This is a genomic window from Priestia sp. FSL R5-0597 (genome assembly GCF_038006305.1).
In the GTDB taxonomy this organism is placed as follows: Bacteria; Bacillota; Bacilli; order Bacillales; family Bacillaceae_H; genus Priestia; species Priestia zanthoxyli.
The window spans coordinates 3,716,872-3,734,152 of sequence record NZ_JBBOUZ010000001.1; the positions used below are offsets into that span (position 1 = coordinate 3,716,872).

Consider the following 17,281-nt stretch of genomic DNA (forward strand, 5'->3'; position numbering starts at 1 on the left):
TCAATCCTGCTGTTCAAACCAAGCTTTAAACAGCAGGTTTACACCTGTTTTTATTTCTCCATCAGACAGTCCTGCAAATCCAAGCAATACATAAGGCGTGTTGTTTTCACCCGCACTATGATAATAAATAGATGTTGGATAAATCGTTACCCCTTGTTTGGCAGCTGCTTCAATTAGTTTCTGTTCACTCATTCCTTTTTTTAACTTAAGAAGAATATGCAAGCCAGAATGTTCTCCAATAACATCTACACGTTCTCCCATAATAGTAGTCAAACAATCTAGCAGCAGCGCTTGTTTTTTACGGTATGCTGTTCTCATTTTATTCAAGTGACGTTCCCAGTGCCCTTCTTTCATAAACAGAAAAAGCGTATGCTGATGAAGCCTTGAAACAGGCTGTTTAAAAAGTCCACAGTGTTTCATATAACTTGTAAGAAGCCGGTGTGGCAGCACGGCATAACTTATTCGAAGAGAAGGCATCAACGATTTTGAAAACGTACCCGTATAAATAACGCGATCGTCTTGATCTAATCCTTGAAGGGCCGGAATCGGTTTTCCTTTATAGCGAAATTCTCCGTCATAGTCATCCTCTATGATATAGCCATTCGTTTCTGCCGCCCACTCTAATAGTTCAAGTCTTCTTGCTATCGGCATGACCATCCCAACAGGAAATTGATGAGACGGCGTAATGTACACCGCATCCGCTCCGCTTTCTTTCAGTTCCTTCACTTTCAAGCCAGAACTATCAAGAGAAATAGGGACGACCGACATGCCTTGTTCTTGAAAAACGTGCCTCGTTCGGTGAAAGCCTGGGTTTTCGAACCCAATTATCTTTTCTTTTCCTAGAATGACAGAAAGCAGCCACATGAGGTACTGTGTACCTGCACCTATCACAATTTGCTCCGCTGTGCAGCGCACTCCTCTTGAATGATAAAGATACGCTGCAATTTCTTGACGAAGAAGCAGTTCGCCCTGTGGATGTCCGCTATAAAAAAGCTGGCTTTCATCATGATAAATTGTTTGAACCGTTAGCTTTTTCCACGTGTTATACGGAAATTTTTCTACGTCTACCTTTCCATGGCTAAAGTCAATGACAGTTGATTTCCCTTCTTCTTGCGGTAAAGAGACATAGGCGGGAGGCTGTTTTTGAAGCACGACTTCATTTTTTATCTCTTTTACAAATGCTCCTTTCCTGGCTAGTATCTCGATATAGCCTTCAGCTTCTAACTGTACATAAGCCGCTTCAACCGTATTTTGGCTAATGCTTAAATGAAGAGCTAACTTTCGTTTAGAAGGCAGTTTTTCATGAGGCGGAATGGTGCCTTTTTGAATTTGTTTTTTTATGTAAGTATAAAGCTGCATGTATAAGGGATCTGCTTTTCTTTTATCGAGCAAAGGCATTAACTCTAACATGATGTTCTTTCCTTTCTAACTGACACTATTAAATTTACTGTTTCTGACACTTATTCTCAATTCAGATTCTTCATATACTGGACTATATCTTATAAATCAAGGAGATGACACAATGACCATTACTTACAAAACCAACGTCTCAATCCGTGCCGAACAAGCTGCTGAAGTGTTTGTACATTCAGGTATTAAACGTCCGGCACAAGATCTTGATCGGATTCAAAGAATGCTTGATTATGCTTCCCTTACTGTTACCGCTTGGAAAGACAGCGAACTCATTGGCATAGCCAGAGCGTTAACAGATTTTAGCTACTGCTGCTATTTATCGGATTTAGCTGTCGTAAAAGACTATCAAAATCAAGGAATCGGCACACAGCTCATCAAGCACGTTCAATCAGAAATCGGTGAAGAAGCCGCGCTCATTTTACTTTCCGCTCCTTCTGCAATGAACTACTATCCAAAAGTCGGCTTTCATCAGATTGATAATGGGTTTAAAATTGGGAGAATTCGGTAGACGCGAAGAAAGGAGCTTCTCCTTTCTTTTTATCCAAACGCCTGAGCTGCTATAGCAAAAAGGTTGCCCTGTCTAGCAGATAGGGAATTGACGCCATACGCCATAACAGGAGGCTCATTTTGAAGCTGAAACCCGTGATTTTCCACAAGTTTCTTTAACGTTTCCTCATGAGAAGACAGGTCAATTCTCAGCTTTTCTTTGTAACTCTTCGCTAGTTCATCAATGACTAGCATTGCTGCTTCAGCGTGTGGAGCAACTACGGGACCAATCACGATATTGCTCGGGGTACGAACCGCTAAACCATAACCCATTATTTTATTTTGTTCGTTTTGTAAGACAACTGCTTTTTCAGCTTGCTGAATTCTACTTTTTAAAAATAGCTTTCTATTATCTCCAAATGCTGCTTCATCAAGCTTTAAAACCTCTTTGAAGTCCCTTCTCGTTAAGGATCGTGTATAAAACCCTGAAGCTTTAAATGCTCTTGGTATGTATTCACTGCTTATATATTTACTTACATAGTCCACGGTTTTGAACCCTGCTTTTTTATATAAGTGCTCACCTTCTTTTGTCGCAATTAAGTAGGCATTCACCTCAGGAGAAAGAATTTGCAAACAGTGCTTCATGAGCTGCCCGGCTAACCCTTGTTTTCGATAATCTTTTCTCACAATTACCATTCCTATAAAAGCTGACTGATTTTCATATAAAACTACTGCTACGCTTGATACAATGTCACCTTTCTCATTTCTATGTCCAAATACGTCTCCAGTTGAAAAAATCGTATGTAAATCCGCTTCGCTATAATCCCATTTTTCCAACTTAGATAGCACTAGCAAACCCTTTATGTCTTTTTCACTAAATCTTTCTATCATTTCTGCCTATTTCCTCCCAACTTTTCGATGCACTGTGTGGCGTTAAAAAACGTAAAACTACCATACTTATCCACTTCCAATTACCATTTAATCATTAATGAATTCTCTAACTAAATAGTACAGAATAAATAGAATATTTTCTACATTATTCATATGTATCAATAATCCCTTCAAAAAAACTAATCATTCGCACATAAACTAATGAAAAAAGACCTCTTTCCAAGAAAGAGGTCTTTTCGTTCATTTCACTAGCTTTTGCTCAGTCCCAGCTGAACCTTGACTTCGTTTATGAAATCCTTTTGCGTAGTACGCGATAATAAGACCGATAAACCATAGTGGTCCGATAACAACTGCAATTCTTGTATCTGGATTGTACGCCATAAGAACAACCACCAGCGCTAGGAACGCAAGTGACACATAAGACGTTAACGGAAATAAAGGCATTTTGTATTTTAACTTTGCCTCTTCACCTTTTTTTAGCGTTTTGCGATACTTAATTTGAGAAAGCAAAATAATTCCCCAAGTCCAAATCGCACCGAATGTTGCAATGCTTGTTACCCACGTAAATACTTTGGCAGGCACAATGTAGTTTAACGCTACTCCGACTAATAACGCACCCGCTGATGCTAAAACAGCTTTTCCAGGTACGCCGCCTTTTGTCAGCTGACCGTATCCTTTTGGAGCTTCTCCGTGCTCTGCTAAGTTAAACAGCATACGGCCTGTACTAAAAATACCGCTGTTACAAGAAGAAAGAGCTGCTGTTAGCACCACAAAGTTAATAATGCCTGCCGCTGCTGGAATCCCGATTTTTTCAAATGTTAATACAAACGGGCTTCCCTGTGAACCAATTTCTTGCCAAGGATAAATCGACATAATGACAAATAATGCACCAACGTAGAAAATAAGAATACGCCAAAAGACCGAATCAATCGCTCTTGCTAGAGATTTTTCTGGATTTTTCACTTCTCCCGCGGTAACGCCGATCATTTCAATTCCTAAATATGCAAACATAACCATTTGCAGCGACAGTAAAATACCTTTGAATCCGTTCGGGAACAGCCCGCCGTTGTCCCATAAGTTTTTAATACCCGTCGCAACGCCGCCGTTCCCGATTCCAAACACAATCATTAATAATCCAACGGCAATCATTAACACAATCGCTAAAATTTTAATAAGTGCAAACCAAAATTCCAGTTCACCATATGCCTTAACAGCTAAGAAGTTAACTGTTGTCATGATGACAAGCGCCGATAACGCCCAAATCCAGTTTGGTACATCCGGATACCAATATCCCATATAAATACCAACGGCTGTAATTTCAGCCATACATGTTACAACCCATAAAAACCAGTAGTTCCAACCTGTTAGATAACCAGCAAGGGGCCCTAAATAGTCGCGCGCGTACTTGCTGAATGAACCTGCAACAGGTTTTTGAATCGCCATTTCTCCAAGTGCTCTCATAATAAAAAACATAATCATTCCGCTAAATCCATACGCCAATAATATTCCCGGCCCTGCTAATTTAATAGCAGATGCAGATCCAAGAAACAGCCCTACCCCTATGGCTGCTCCTAAGGACATCAGCGTCACATGTCTTTCTTCTAACCCGCGTTTCAATTCTTTCCCCTGAGTTTTCCCCTGCATAAACGTCTCCCCTTTTTCCAATCTGTCAAAACGAGATGAATACAGCTTTTTGTTAGCGCTTTCATATAAATTTATGCTAAAAGTCAGCTAGGCTGTATATTTTTATTCTATCACCTTTCTCTCGTTTTTCTTTTGTCGAAAAACAAAAAAAATATCGTATCATTTTGTTTAAACGCACAATTAGACGTAGACACTGCTTTTTTACTATGTATTTATTATCGCACCTAAGTAATAGTATTTTTTTAAAAATAGAAAAACGCCGACTCAACTCCGTCAGCGCATCGTTCATTTTATGCTTTTTTATAAAACTAGCATTTATCTCGCGGGTTCAAAAGTTTTACAGCCAGGTTCTTCCGTTTCAGAAACATGGTGACTACTTTCAGGACTCACAACGTAAATGGACTCTGCACTGCATTTATTTCCCGATTTCCAATACATGCACTCATTCACTTCACATAATACACCTTGGGCCACTGTTATCCCTCCTTTTTTTGTCTTATCTATTTACTACCCGAAATAGAACGCTTCTAACATTTACATGCAAAAAAACCGCTTGTTTATCAAGCGGATCCTTTTACTGCGTGTGTTCAACATACTGTTTTTTAGCTAAATATAATTCACGACTCAGCGTGATCCGCCGTTCTCTCAAGTTCCTTAATTTAACTTGAAACTGTTCATTAGTTGGCTCTTCTTGAATTAAGCGATACGTAAAAGAAATATCTTCATTTAACTGTTTAAAATCTTCCCATATTTCTTGAACGAGTGCGGATTGTTTGTCTTCAAATGAACGATTTTGCTTCGTTTTTAGCGCGGCTAAAATTTCCTGCTGCCACGTTTCGTCTTTTAGTTCTTTTGCTAACAAGTATAGATCTAAATAATCATCAACGCTTAGCGCCTGTTGTGTATTTTTCAATGTCATCACCTTTTCTATACGAAATGTTTCTTCCTAAGAAGAGGATTTCATCATAGAAAAAGATTCCTCTTCTTATCTGTCAGAGCTAGGCTATGCTGGAATTAGCACCATTCAATAATTGTGGTTGCTGAGGCTTCAAAGGGCCAGTCCCTCCACCTCTCTAGATAAGAATATTTCGCTTTTAAATTATTTCTGACTATTCTAATATGTTTTATAGGTTACGTCAATAGCTTTTCAATAAAAAGAAAAAAGAAGTAAAATATGGTATGATTTTATAAAGGATGGTGAGCACATGAAACGATATATGTTATCTGCTTTTTTGGGAAGCTTGCTGCTGCTTCTTAGCATTGCTTTTTCATCTACTTTCCATATTGCAATTGTCAAAACAACCGGAAGCATTGGAGGGATTATTTTAGCAGCGGCGGCTCTGATTATGAACGCACTTGAAGATCCCCCCGCCTCAGATCATACAGGTAGAGGAGCTGTTGAAGTACTAGATAAAGGCGCCGTTTGGGCTACTTATTTACTTTTACTTTCATTACCGAACCTCATCGCATGTATAACATCTTATGTTTTATGGACTCGCTGACATTCACCAACATTACGGACGTTTTGCCACCTGTAGGCTCATTGATATTTGTTTATCTACAAATCCAAGTTCACGGTACACATGCTGTGCAAAATTCCCAGCATGAACGCTGAGTCTGATTTCAGGGTATCCTTTGATAGACAATTCATCAATTGCTTTTTGCATTAACGGCTTGGCTAGACCTTGCCCGCGGTATTCTGGTAAAACATATAACTCGTAGATAAAGCCAATTTCTGCTTTTGAAAAGAAGTCGGCAGATGGACCGACAAAAACCCAGCCTGCAAGTTTATTTTCTTGTCTAGATACTAAATAATAACACCCTTTTTCAAGGGCATTATCAATTAGTTCATTTACGCGTTCAGTTGACGGTTGAAACTGATGCGTTGTTCCTTCAAACAGCGCATCAGCAGATTTCGTCCGAATTTCCTGTATTTCTTCTTCAGTAGCTTTTGCAATCATCACAATCTCTCCTTTCGTGTTCGTTTTCCACATACAGAGATAAATTCCTGCAAAAAAAAGTCTTCGCCTAAGCGAAGACTTTTATTTAAATTCAAAATGTTCTTGATGGTTGCCTTGTTCATCCGTCCAGTTAATCATGATGTCTAAGCCTGCCGCTTTTCCAGGAACAGCAAAATTGGCATAGCGAAAACGCTGACCGCTTTTGCTTAAGTTAGACCTTTCAATAGGAGAAAACAAGCTGTATTTCGCCTTATTTTTTCCTTCGTGCCGAAAAGCTTGGACCTGCACACGCTCTACGTCTTTTCCAATGTTTTCAACGGTTAATCCATATGTATGATAGACGTTATTTTTCCACTTTAGCTGATTATCTCCCGTCATGCTCGCTTTTGTCAGTTCGACCGACCATTGTTCAGATGATTTCTTCATTGGAAGTTTCTCAATCGAAAGAGCGCTGACATGAATGGTTGCAAAAGCAAGCCAAACAAAACAAAAAGTGCTGACTGTATAAAGTAGTCTTTTCATAGATTTTGATCTCCTTAGAAATTTTAGTAGTAGCATCTCCTATTACCTTAAAAATTATGATAAACACTTTAACAAAAAAGCCTCTCCATTCAGGAGAAGCTTCTTAATTAATGCATCAGCAAATCTTTTTGTGTGTCTAACGAGTGTTTTGTATATAAATCTCTTTCAATCGCATATTTAGGACGCTGTTTCACTTCGTTGAAAATCTTGCCAATGTATTCTCCGACAAGACCTATTCCCATTAGCTGCAGGCCGCCTACAAGCCAAATTGATAAAATAAGAGACGTCCAGCCAATTTGCGTATGATCTAAATATTTTTGAATCAGCGCATAAATGCCAAACAAAATACTAAAGAGAAACGAAGCTCCTCCAAGCAGCGTCAGTAAGCGTATAGGTGCTACGCTAAAAGACGTAATCCCGTCAAATGCAAAAGCGAGCATTTTCTTTAGCGGATATTTTGACTCACCCGCCGTCCGTTCTTTGCGGTCATATGTGACTTCCGTGGAGCGAAATCCTACTAATGGTACAAGGCCCCGCAAAAAGACGTTTCCTTCTTTATATTTCATGAGTTCACCAAGAGCACGTTTGCTCATAAGGCGAAAATCAGCGTGATTTTGAACGAGCTGAATTCCTAGCTTGTTCATAAAACGATAAAACCCTACTGCCGTGGTTCGTTTGAAAAATGTATCGGTTTCTCTGCTGTCTCGAACGCCATATACAACTTCATACCCAAGCCAATATTTCTCTACAAAAGTACGAATGACGCTGCTATCATCTTGCAAATCCGCGTCAATGGAAATGACGCAGTCAGATTGCTTATGAGCTACTTCTAGTCCTGCAAGCAAAGCATTTTGATGTCCTACATTTCGCGCTAACTTTAACCCTTTTACAAACAAATTGCTGCAGCTTTCTTTTTCAATAAGCGACCACGTGCTGTCTTTACTTCCATCGTCTACAAATAAAATGGTACTTTCACTTGATACAAGTCGTTCATTAATTAGTTCTTTTACTACAGTAGTTAATTGAAAAGACGTCTCTGTGAATACTTCTTCTTCGTTGTAGCATGGAACCACGATCGTTAAAATAGGTCTGTTCATGTTATTGCCCCCTTACTTTGCTTCATATACATACACTTTCCAAGCGGACTGTTTATCGTTAAATGCTTTTAAAAAGTGCAAACCGTCGCTTTCAGCATTTTCAATTGGCACAGCTGAAAAAATATAGCGACCGCCCATTTTCTTAAATTGGCTGATATTAAGCTGCAAATGACGGATTTTTTTCGTTGAGTCTTTTCGGTAATCATATTTTTTCCCTAGCTCACTAACAAACACATAGCAGCGATTGCCCCAATGATCATAGTAGCTTTCTAGTTTTTTATTTTTATCAAGCTCTTTGGCAATAATTTTGCGAAACTCATGTTTATATGTTAACGGATAGAAGTTGTTATACGTATCTAGCGTATAAAAGCCGTTATACTGAGCAATTGATGGATGAAGCCCTATGCTCGCTACGCGATAAGATGATTTAGGTTTTCCAATATATCTGCTTATTTCATCAAACTGATGCACAGCATAAAATTCTTTGACTGAAGGCTCGTGATTGTAGCGATAGTAAAGTTCAGGATTTGCTATAAATAACACAAGCAGCTGTAAAATCAAACATACCCACACAAACTTTTTCCACGCCTTGCTCCTTTTCCATAAAACATAGCTGCCAACGGCAAACATCAAATAAATAATGAGCGGGCGTAAAAAGTGAAATCTAGCAAAGTTGAACGTATTAAAAAGCTGATATTTTTCTTTTAGCGGCTCCCAACCTTTATAAAACCAAAACGCATACCAAATCGACAGTAGTAGATTAAGAATAAATAACTGCAAAAACGTTTTGTCAAGCTTTTCCTTGCGATTTCGAGCAACAAACCACAATACGACAAAAGAAAGCGGTAAAATGACAAAAGTATGAAGCGTCATTACATGCGTATGCCCGAGCGTATAGTTCTTCAAAGCAAGGCGAACGGAATGTCCAAAGCTTAGAGTAGAGCTTAAAAATTCATTTCGACTCGTCGGGGCCTCCGGAAATAAAAGCGAATCAACAAGTCGGTATTCAATGAGCAGAAAGACAGCAGTCATCGCTGCAATACTGCTTAAAAAAGGAATATTCCACGCTCGTTTTTTTACTACGTCTCTTAGCCATAGCAGCCCCATCGCTGCTAAAAAGAAGAAAAACCCGAGCACAAAGCTCGCGTAAAACGGGAGCAGTAAAAGTGTAAGCCATTCCTTCCACGTTCCTTCGCGGTTTCGAATGGTTAAAAACGCCCACAGCGCTAGCGGCTGTCCTAATGTACTCAGCATGCCCGAAGGCCAAAATGGCGTAAGTGCAAAAGCAAGCGATACAAGCACTCGAATCGCATACGCATCCTTGCTTTTAATAAAATGCTTTTTTAATAATAAATACATTCCAATTAAAGCAAATACGCGCGTGATCGTTTGACTCAGGCTGTATGCAAGCATGGTCGGGAATACACCATACAGCCACTGGATACCGCTAAATTCTGTTCCAAACGTATTCCTCGGCAATCCGTTAATAATTTGAGGTAATACGGCATGACTGGAGCCAAACAGCTCTCCGCTTCGATGCAGAACTTTATACCACGTAATATTTGAGTCTAAATTATCATGCACGCGTATATGTGAATTTTCCCCAAGCAAAAACATAGGAGATACATACGCAAGCAGCAAAAGGAAAGCGATAATAAGCAATGTTTTTTCTTTATTCATAGCTGTTTCTTTCTTCATCTGTTAACACCTATTTCCATTTCATAATGACTAAAAGCTAATCGTGGACGACTGCTTCTTTTTTTGTATTAAATACAAAGTATTTTTGACCCGTATAATTTAAAAGCGTATACAGACCTGTTCCAATTAATATACCGACGTCTTTTTTGAACGGACGCACCGCAACAGGAAGTTGATGCAATAACCAGCTGGAGAACTGCAGTCCAATATAGTAAGACAAGCCGTAGCAAATGCCAATAACTAAAATAAAACGCAGTATGCTTTTTGATAAATGAACTCCGCTTTTAAACGTAAATATTCGATTTAACACGTAGCTGACGACTGCCCCCGCTGCATTGCCGACGAACGTCGCTATCCAGTAATGATGAAAGATATGAAGCAGCACATACATAATGGAGAGACCTACTGCTGTATTGACCAGTCCCACTACTAAAAAACGTACAAAAGATCCTTTCATATAAACTCCTTTTGATTTTGATACTTTCATAAAAATTACATATTATGACTTTAAATACAGTTTCAGTGTAGCAACTCCACTTAAAAATCTAATGAAAATAACATTAAAAACAGATGAAAAAAAGCTAAAAGAATCAATAAAAATCAGGATTCTTTCAGCTATTTAGTAGAGCCTTCAATCATTAATTTTTGATCGCTTTGATTATCAAACGCATCCACTGCCGCTACTTCTATTTGATACGCAGTATGAGGCTGCAAACCGGATAACGGAAGACTTAAAACATCCGGAACAGGATCGCTGTAATATTGAGAAAATGCATTATATGTTTTGACCACTTTTCCAGTTTCTTTATTTTTGACGGTAATGCGATAAGAATGAACCATCAGATTATCCACCGCTTGCGTAAACTGGATATAAAGCTGATTTGCTGAAGCTTTTTCTTGTATAACAGAAATAGTAGAGCTTGGAAGAAAAATCGGTTTTACTAAATCTCGCTCATTCGTGTAGTGAAATTTTTTTGTATCTGCAGGTATGTCAATTTCCCACGCTTCTCCCGTCCACTTATTTGCGTGAAAATCCCGCCTTTTAACGACTACTTTTCGATTATAAACCTCTACAAGAAGACCTTGACTCACATCTCGGTAGCCAGGAGGAAGTTCACCTTGTAAATATCCAGCACCAGGCCATATATACCGAACAGAAGACGTTGCAAGAGAGGTGAAATCTCTTTGAAAAATAGTACGAGGGTCGTCCAACGGATGGTGGGTATGACCAGAAAACGTAATGACCTGCGGATAAGGTTTTAACGTATTGTAAAGAAGCTGTTCATTCACTTCTATCCCCCATCTGTTTTTCCCGTACAATGTATTGTTAATAGGCTGATGAATAAAGACAAAAATCGGTTTTTTAGGATCGTCTCGCTTTGCTATCTTCAACTGTTCAGCAAGCCAGTTAATTTGTTTGATTGAATAATCACCGGCGGTCAGACGGCTTTCTGTTCCAAGCATGATAAAATGATATCCTTTTATCACTTGATGAAAGTAAAGAGACTTCATTTTGGTTTTAGATAAAAAACGCTGCTGCGCTTGCTGATTGGTTACACTGTCCCGGTATTCATGGTTGCCAATTGTAAAAAGAGACACGGCCTGCGACTGTTTATTTTGATTATAAATAGAAAAAAAGCGATCGTATTCTTTTAACGCGCCTGTGTCGGCCAAATCTCCTACGACTACAAATGCATCTTGTTTCGGTGCCTGTTCATTTAATTGCGTTAATGCATGTTGAAAAGTACGCAAATCAAGCGTTCCTGTTTCCTTAATATGAACATCACTGATCACAGGAAAAACTAGCTTTGGTTCGATGTATCCGCTTCGTCCGCTCTTCTCTTCAGCTCGTACATTTAAGGTAATCCCGCATATAAGAACACTTATTAATACTAAAGCGAGCCAGTCTTTTTTCAGCGTTTCCATAAAACCGCCGAGCATGATGCTTCCTCCTTCCTTCACTGCTGCGTCTCAGTCATTTTCTCTACGTGTATGAGCTTTTATTTTATGTAATTTCAAAATATCTAATCGTATAGTTTCAATATTTCTTTTCGTGTTTGCATACACTATGTTCACAATCAATTCATTACACTTTTCCTAGTCATAGTGGTATGATTTTCGTATATTACAGACTAATTGTTGAAAATGTAGGAGTGAATATTTTGAAAACGGTCGCTGTTATTGGAGGAGGAATTACGGGCTTAACCACTCTGTACTATTTGCAGAAACTAAAACGAGAACGTAATCTTCCGCTTAAATTATTATTACTAGAGAAACATCCCCATCTAGGAGGGAAAATCAATACGCGTGAAGCTGGGGAATTTATTATGGAAACAGGGGCGGATTCTATTGTGGCTCGAAAAGAAAACGTTATGCCTCTGCTAGAAGAGCTGTACTTAACAAACGATTTAGTCTATAACGAAACGGGCAAATCATTTATTTACTCTGCTAATGAGCTGCTTCCAATTCCTGAAGATACCATGTTCGGTATTCCAACAAGCGTGGAATCTCTTTTTAAAAGCGAGCTGATTTCTTCAAAAGCTAAAATTACAGCTTTAAAAGACTTAATTACTAAAAATACAACGTTTACGAAAGACAGCTCGATTGGACTCTTTTTAAAACATTTTTTAGGAGAAGAGCTAGTAGAAAAGCAAATTGCACCTATTTTATCGGGCGTCTACTCTGGCGATTTAGACAAGCTCACGATTTCTTCGACTCTCCCGTATCTGCTCGACTACAAAAACACGTACGGCAGCATCATCAAAGGAATGGGCGCCAATGAAAAAAAATTTAAAACGGCAGGAAATAAAAAATTCATTTCGTTTAAACAAGGTTTATCAACGATTATTCACCGCTTAGAAGAAGAGCTTTCTGATGTAACGATTTTAAAAGATACGCCAACCACCAGTATAAAACGGAACGGTGAACGCTACCAAATCAGTACGCCGGGGCAAGCCCATTCAGCGGATTACGTGGTGTTAGCTACACCGCACACGGCTGCTCAGCACCTGTTGAACGATCCCGAATTAAACGAAGACTTTGAACAGTTAAAAGATTCTTCTCTCATTAGCGTGTACATCGGCTATGACGTTCCAGACGAATACCTTCCCGCTGAAGGCACCGGGTTTATTGCTTCTCAATCAAGCAACTTAATCGCCAATGCCTGCACGTGGACGAGCAAAAAATGGGCTCACACCTCTAAGCGAGGGAATTTGTTAGTTCGCCTGTTTTATAAAAGCACGAGTCACCACTTTGACAGCCTGCGGACGATGTCAAAAGAAGAGCTGCTAGCAGTGGCACAAAAGGACATTAAAAACAGCTTAGGGATCAAAGAGCAGCCCATTGAAAGCGACGTAACAAATTGGGATAAATTGATGCCTACCTATCACCTTAAACACGGTGAACTCGTACGCAGCTTGACTCAAAAATTGTATGACAAGCACCCCGCTATTACATTAGCCGGCTGTTCTTACTATGGAGTGGGGATTGCAGCGTGTATAACAAACGGCAAACAAACGGCCGAAGCTATCTCTCAACAGTTGACTTAAACAAGGTTTGAAAACAATAAAAGGCCTGAAAATAAATATATTATTTTCAGGCCTTTTATTACCTTTTCGTTAGCATATAAAGCTACTTTCCTTACTATTAACAATTCTTTTATCGCTTTTCTTTTTGCAAAGCAGCAGTAGCAAACAATACAAGATAGCGCTCGTCTGAAGTTAATCTAAGCCAATGTTTCACTTTATATCTCACAGGTTTCCGCTCCCTTCCTTCAAGGTTTTATATGGAAAGACTTTATATAAAGATTTAATAATGATAAGAAATGATGCTTGATATGTATTTTATTCCCACGCACGCTTGTTTACAAACTTTTTTAAGCATAAGACTCTTCGTTTATTTCCCTGAAAATAACACTATTTTCGCCATTATCATCTTACTATTTGAGAAAAAAGTGTACATTTCTTGCCTATTTTGACGAACATTGCGATAAATAAAAGCTGCCAACTGCGGCAGCTTTTATGTTAAAGGACTAATCTAATTATATTTCCTGATGGATCTTTTGTGATGAAATCTTGGTTTTCTTTAGACACAGCTGCTCCAATTTCACGAAGCTGATTTATTGCCTGCTCCCTTGCTTCTTCATCTGGAAAAACAAGTGTAAATGAGTCCAAACCAACGCTGTTTTCAAGAGGACTAGGCGCTCCAATTCCATTCCAAACGTTTAGTCCGATATGATGATGATAGCGCCCAGTTGAAATAAACAAGGCTTGATTATGGTAATTGCTGACAACCTCAAAACCTAATCCATTTCGATAAAAGTTTTCCGTTTGCTCTAATTCAGAAACGTGAAGGTGAATATGTCCCATTAAGGTAGCTGAAGGTAATCCTGTCCATGGTTTACCGTTTCCTTCAGATAATATCGCTTCTGCGTCTAAAGGTTTTGTAGCCATTACTACTTCACTGTCGTTCCATTCCCATGTACTTGACGGACGATCTCGATAAATCTCTATGCCGTTTCCATCTGGATCTGCCAAGTACAGCGCTTCACTCACTAGATGATCAGACGCCCCTTGAAGCGGATAACCGCTATTTAACAGATGCTGCAGAATACTTCCTAAATCAGAACGAGTCGGCAACAATAGAGCAAAATGATATAAGCCTGTTGTACGAGGCTGTTTTGCTGTAACGTTTTCCGGCTGTTCAATCGATAAAAGCGCCGTGCGTCCATCAGCTGTTAACAAGGCTTTGTTCTCTTTTCTCCCTAAAAGTTTAAACCCGATTATTTGCTGATAAAAAGCAAGTGAACGCTCTAAATTTTCTACTTTTAAATTTACTTTCCCAACAAATACATGGGGTGCACGGTGAAAGTTCATGATTATTTCTCCTTTTAAATAGATCATTTTTTAATTAACTTACTTTATGTAACTTATTATATTTTTATAACTTTGTTTCGTCAAGTTATTTATTTTACTATCATAACTTAAAACTCATATCACAGCATAACCAATTAAATAAGCCCGCCTGCTCATAATATAGTATGAACAGGCGGGCTTACTTACCATTAGGCTATGCATAAACTATCAAAACAGTTCTCTGCTTTTACGTTTGACATTTCCATTAACAAAATACTGTATTCTCTCTTTTTGCTCATTTGTTGGCTTCTTATACGTTTCACATTCAAACTGAAAACATGCTTTTTCTAAATCGACTTCATTTCCTACAATTTCTCCAATAGCACTCAATTGGTTTAAATCTCTCCAAAGTTCCTCAGAAGTTTCAGGGTCAAAATGAGATGAAAGATAATACTGCGCATCATATTTTTTAAGTTCTCTCTGAATCCGCTCAAGGTCTTCTTTATCATAACTCCAGTCACCGCTATAAAAATCTGGACATAGACAATCACCTAAAAACAGTACTTTTTCTTTTGGGACGTAGACAACGGACGAGTCCTGCGCGTGTACCCCTCCAATATGCTGAATGCAACAAGTGATTCCACCTAGGTCAACTTCCATATGATGATGAAACGTTACGTCCGGCTCCCGTAAAATTAACGTCTCTCGACACGGCATTTCTTTCTTTATCATATCCCGGCAAAATTCGATTTCCTCCCCTTCCTGGACGCGTTTATCCAAGGAATCATCGTCCCAGCGCAGTGTCTTTAAATAGGCCAGCTTTTTCTTCGTCAAATGATGGCTGATTGTATATTTGTTCATTGCATGAATGCCAAATGTATGATCCCAGTGCCAATGCGTAATAGCTACTCCTTTGATTGGAGGGGCTCCCATTTTTTCCACTTCTTCTAAAAATGATGATGCATGCGCAGGAGAATTCCCAGCATCTACGAGGAAACTATACTTCTCCCCGCATATAAGCCCGAGCACCGGCCGATCCGTTTCTTCAGAATGAGGAAAGTAATAAACGTGGTCCGTTAGTTTTTTCAGCATATTTACACCTGCTTTATGTAGTTTAATAAAAACCTCTTTACTAAATGGTAAATAATGATAAATAAACTGTATCATACTCGGTGCTGCTTGCCTATCCCATTAGCTGATATTCGACTTTTCTTGAAAAGCTATAACTTTTTCGGGCTCTGCTGCTTTGTACTTTAAGAAGATCATCACACTAATCATCAAAATCATTCCTCCCGCTAGCTGAGAAATGGTTGTCATTTCTCCAAGCAAGAAATAGGCGAGAATGATGGCACCAATTGGCTCGCCTAAAATAGCCATCGAAATCGTTGTAGCACCTACATACTTTAACAGCCAGTTAAATAAGGCGTGACCAAAAATATTAGGAATAAGCGCTAAAAGCAAAAAGATCCACCAATCCTTTGTGTCATACTGAGTCAGCGATACGTTTGTACAAATATTGTAGACAAATAGAACCAGTCCACCGATTAAAAAAACGGCGAAGCTATAGAAGATTGGAGGCATTTTCCTGCATAGATCTTGCCCCGCCAGCATATGAACAGAAACGGCCACTGTACCTAAAACAGAAAGTAAGTCTCCGTAAAGAGCCGTTTTAGATACTCCGATATCGCCCGATGCGATAATCACCGAGCCGCTAACAGCCATTAAAATACTGATGACTCCTACTTTGCTTGTTTTTTCTTTAAATAAAAAATAAGCTCCAATCACTACGAAGACCGGCTCGAGCGCAGTCAAAATCATAGCGCTAGCAACTGTTGTATGTGAAAAAGATTCCATCCAAAACAGAAAGTGAAGCCCTAAAAACACGCCTGATACAGCTAGCATTAGCCATTCTTTTACCGTGCTGTTTTTAAAAAGAATTTTCATTTTTCTCCATGGTAAAAACGGTAAAAATAAAAGGACGGTAAACAGCAGTCTATACATTCCTAAAATAGAAGCAGGCGCATCCGACCATTTAATTAAAATAGAAGAAAAGGAAACGGCTAATACACCGATTAAAAGAAAGACAGGAGGCGGTAAAGGAAGAGTTAATTTATTCATGCCATTACTCCTTTTAGAATCTCTTTTTTCATATTTACTACGGGAATATTCACTCCCCCTCTATGTACGATTTCTTTTTCCTCTATGTAAAAGCCGATTGATTCATATAAAGCTATATTACGAGAAACACTCATTCTCACCTTGCATGATAAACTTTCCTTACCACACTCTTTGGCGTATGTTTCTAACCATTGAATAAGCCGTTTAGCCAGTCCTTTTCCTTGAAAAGCAGGAATAACAGACAGACGGTAAAAATATAAGCTCGTTTCTTCTAGCGTAAAGCGCGCCATCGCTACGGGCTTATTTTCGACGTATAAAATGACAGCTTCTTTTCCATGCTTTAACGATTGCATAATAGATTCCGTTGTTTCATCAAGAGCACTGGAAGGTGGGACAGAATCGCGATAGACGGAGAAGGCTTGCAGCATAAGATCGTGAACTGTAGCAGCGTCCTCCGGCTGTGCTAAACAGTAGTTCATAAATTTTACCTTCTTTCTATAAAAATTAAGTATATCGAATTATTATACAACACCACCTATTTTTTTCCTACACCTTTTATTGATTTTTATTAAGGAGAATAACCTCTTTTTACGCTCTT

At 38.9% G+C, this 17,281-nt stretch carries 18 protein-coding genes and 1 riboswitch; of the genes, 3 read left to right on the plus strand and 15 right to left on the minus strand.

The window, feature by feature from the left end; translation table 11 throughout:
• On the minus strand, positions 1-1,410 hold the full coding sequence (gene pdxR / locus MKX72_RS19560) for a MocR-like pyridoxine biosynthesis transcription factor PdxR (protein ID WP_155007703.1): 1,410 nt from the start codon (positions 1,408-1,410) through the stop codon (positions 1-3).
• 112 nt (positions 1,411-1,522) lie between these two features.
• Between pdxR and MKX72_RS19565 the strand changes: the two genes are divergently transcribed.
• A complete protein-coding gene (locus MKX72_RS19565; RefSeq protein WP_155007702.1) occupies positions 1,523-1,921 on the plus strand; it encodes a GNAT family N-acetyltransferase in 399 nt (132 codons plus the stop codon).
• A 29-nt stretch (positions 1,922-1,950) separates the two neighbouring features.
• On the opposite strand, the gene MKX72_RS19570 is transcribed toward MKX72_RS19565, so the two are convergent.
• The 4 genes from MKX72_RS19570 to MKX72_RS19585 form a co-directional block, all read right to left on the minus strand.
• A complete protein-coding gene (locus tag MKX72_RS19570; RefSeq protein ID WP_034270652.1) occupies positions 1,951-2,790 on the minus strand; it encodes a GNAT family N-acetyltransferase in 840 nt (279 codons plus the stop codon).
• Between the two features lie 240 nt (positions 2,791-3,030).
• Positions 3,031-4,434, minus strand: a complete 1,404-nt coding sequence (alaP, locus tag MKX72_RS19575) for an alanine permease AlaP (RefSeq protein WP_028415068.1) — start codon at positions 4,432-4,434, stop codon at positions 3,031-3,033.
• 315 nt (positions 4,435-4,749) lie between these two features.
• Positions 4,750-4,908, minus strand: a complete 159-nt coding sequence (locus MKX72_RS19580; protein WP_016765258.1) for a DUF1540 domain-containing protein — start codon at positions 4,906-4,908, stop codon at positions 4,750-4,752.
• A 100-nt stretch (positions 4,909-5,008) separates the two neighbouring features.
• Positions 5,009-5,347, minus strand: coding sequence for a hypothetical protein (locus MKX72_RS19585; protein WP_028415069.1), 339 nt, complete (start codon positions 5,345-5,347; stop codon positions 5,009-5,011).
• Positions 5,348-5,416: 69 nt separating this feature from the next.
• Positions 5,417-5,518, minus strand: a riboswitch (SAM riboswitch).
• A gap of 121 nt (positions 5,519-5,639) precedes the next feature.
• Between MKX72_RS19585 and MKX72_RS19590 the strand changes: the two genes are divergently transcribed.
• The gene (locus MKX72_RS19590; protein ID WP_155007701.1) at positions 5,640-5,936 is read left to right on the plus strand and encodes a hypothetical protein; all 297 of its coding nucleotides are present in this window, start codon (positions 5,640-5,642) and stop codon (positions 5,934-5,936) included.
• A gap of 12 nt (positions 5,937-5,948) precedes the next feature.
• Here MKX72_RS19590 and MKX72_RS19595 read toward each other — a convergent pair whose 3' ends face one another.
• From MKX72_RS19595 to MKX72_RS19620, 6 genes are all read right to left on the minus strand, one after another.
• A complete protein-coding gene (locus MKX72_RS19595; protein WP_028415070.1) occupies positions 5,949-6,395 on the minus strand; it encodes a GNAT family N-acetyltransferase in 447 nt (148 codons plus the stop codon).
• An 81-nt stretch (positions 6,396-6,476) separates the two neighbouring features.
• Positions 6,477-6,917 (minus strand): hypothetical protein, encoded by a 441-nt coding sequence (locus tag MKX72_RS19600; RefSeq protein WP_028415071.1) that lies wholly within the window; start codon positions 6,915-6,917, stop codon positions 6,477-6,479.
• Between the two features lie 107 nt (positions 6,918-7,024).
• Entirely contained in the window at positions 7,025-8,014 is a 990-nt protein-coding gene (locus tag MKX72_RS19605; RefSeq protein ID WP_155007700.1) for a glycosyltransferase family 2 protein, read from the minus strand.
• A 12-nt stretch (positions 8,015-8,026) separates the two neighbouring features.
• Positions 8,027-9,712: a DUF6044 family protein gene (locus MKX72_RS19610; RefSeq protein ID WP_154989809.1), complete on the minus strand. Its 1,686-nt coding sequence runs from the start codon at positions 9,710-9,712 to the stop codon at positions 8,027-8,029.
• 37 nt (positions 9,713-9,749) lie between these two features.
• On the minus strand, positions 9,750-10,169 hold the full coding sequence (locus MKX72_RS19615) for a GtrA family protein (protein WP_028415074.1): 420 nt from the start codon (positions 10,167-10,169) through the stop codon (positions 9,750-9,752).
• Positions 10,170-10,327: 158 nt separating this feature from the next.
• Positions 10,328-11,653 (minus strand): metallophosphoesterase, encoded by a 1,326-nt coding sequence (locus MKX72_RS19620; RefSeq protein WP_033579882.1) that lies wholly within the window; start codon positions 11,651-11,653, stop codon positions 10,328-10,330.
• Between the two features lie 221 nt (positions 11,654-11,874).
• On the opposite strand from MKX72_RS19620, the gene MKX72_RS19625 reads away from it, so the two are divergent.
• Positions 11,875-13,260, plus strand: a complete 1,386-nt coding sequence (locus tag MKX72_RS19625) for a protoporphyrinogen oxidase (RefSeq protein WP_033579881.1) — start codon at positions 11,875-11,877, stop codon at positions 13,258-13,260.
• Between the two features lie 474 nt (positions 13,261-13,734).
• On the opposite strand, the gene MKX72_RS19630 is transcribed toward MKX72_RS19625, so the two are convergent.
• From MKX72_RS19630 to MKX72_RS19645, 4 genes are all read right to left on the minus strand, one after another.
• Positions 13,735-14,586 (minus strand): VOC family protein, encoded by an 852-nt coding sequence (locus tag MKX72_RS19630; RefSeq protein WP_034270678.1) that lies wholly within the window; start codon positions 14,584-14,586, stop codon positions 13,735-13,737.
• A 207-nt stretch (positions 14,587-14,793) separates the two neighbouring features.
• Complete coding sequence (locus MKX72_RS19635) at positions 14,794-15,732, minus strand: MBL fold metallo-hydrolase (RefSeq protein ID WP_028415077.1); 939 nt, start codon at positions 15,730-15,732, stop codon at positions 14,794-14,796.
• A 24-nt stretch (positions 15,733-15,756) separates the two neighbouring features.
• On the minus strand, positions 15,757-16,683 hold the full coding sequence (locus MKX72_RS19640; protein WP_155007699.1) for a DMT family transporter: 927 nt from the start codon (positions 16,681-16,683) through the stop codon (positions 15,757-15,759).
• A complete protein-coding gene (locus MKX72_RS19645) occupies positions 16,680-17,162 on the minus strand; it encodes a GNAT family N-acetyltransferase (RefSeq protein WP_033579878.1) in 483 nt (160 codons plus the stop codon). Before MKX72_RS19645 ends, MKX72_RS19640 begins: the two co-directional genes overlap by 4 nt.
• Positions 17,163-17,281 lie beyond the last annotated feature (119 nt).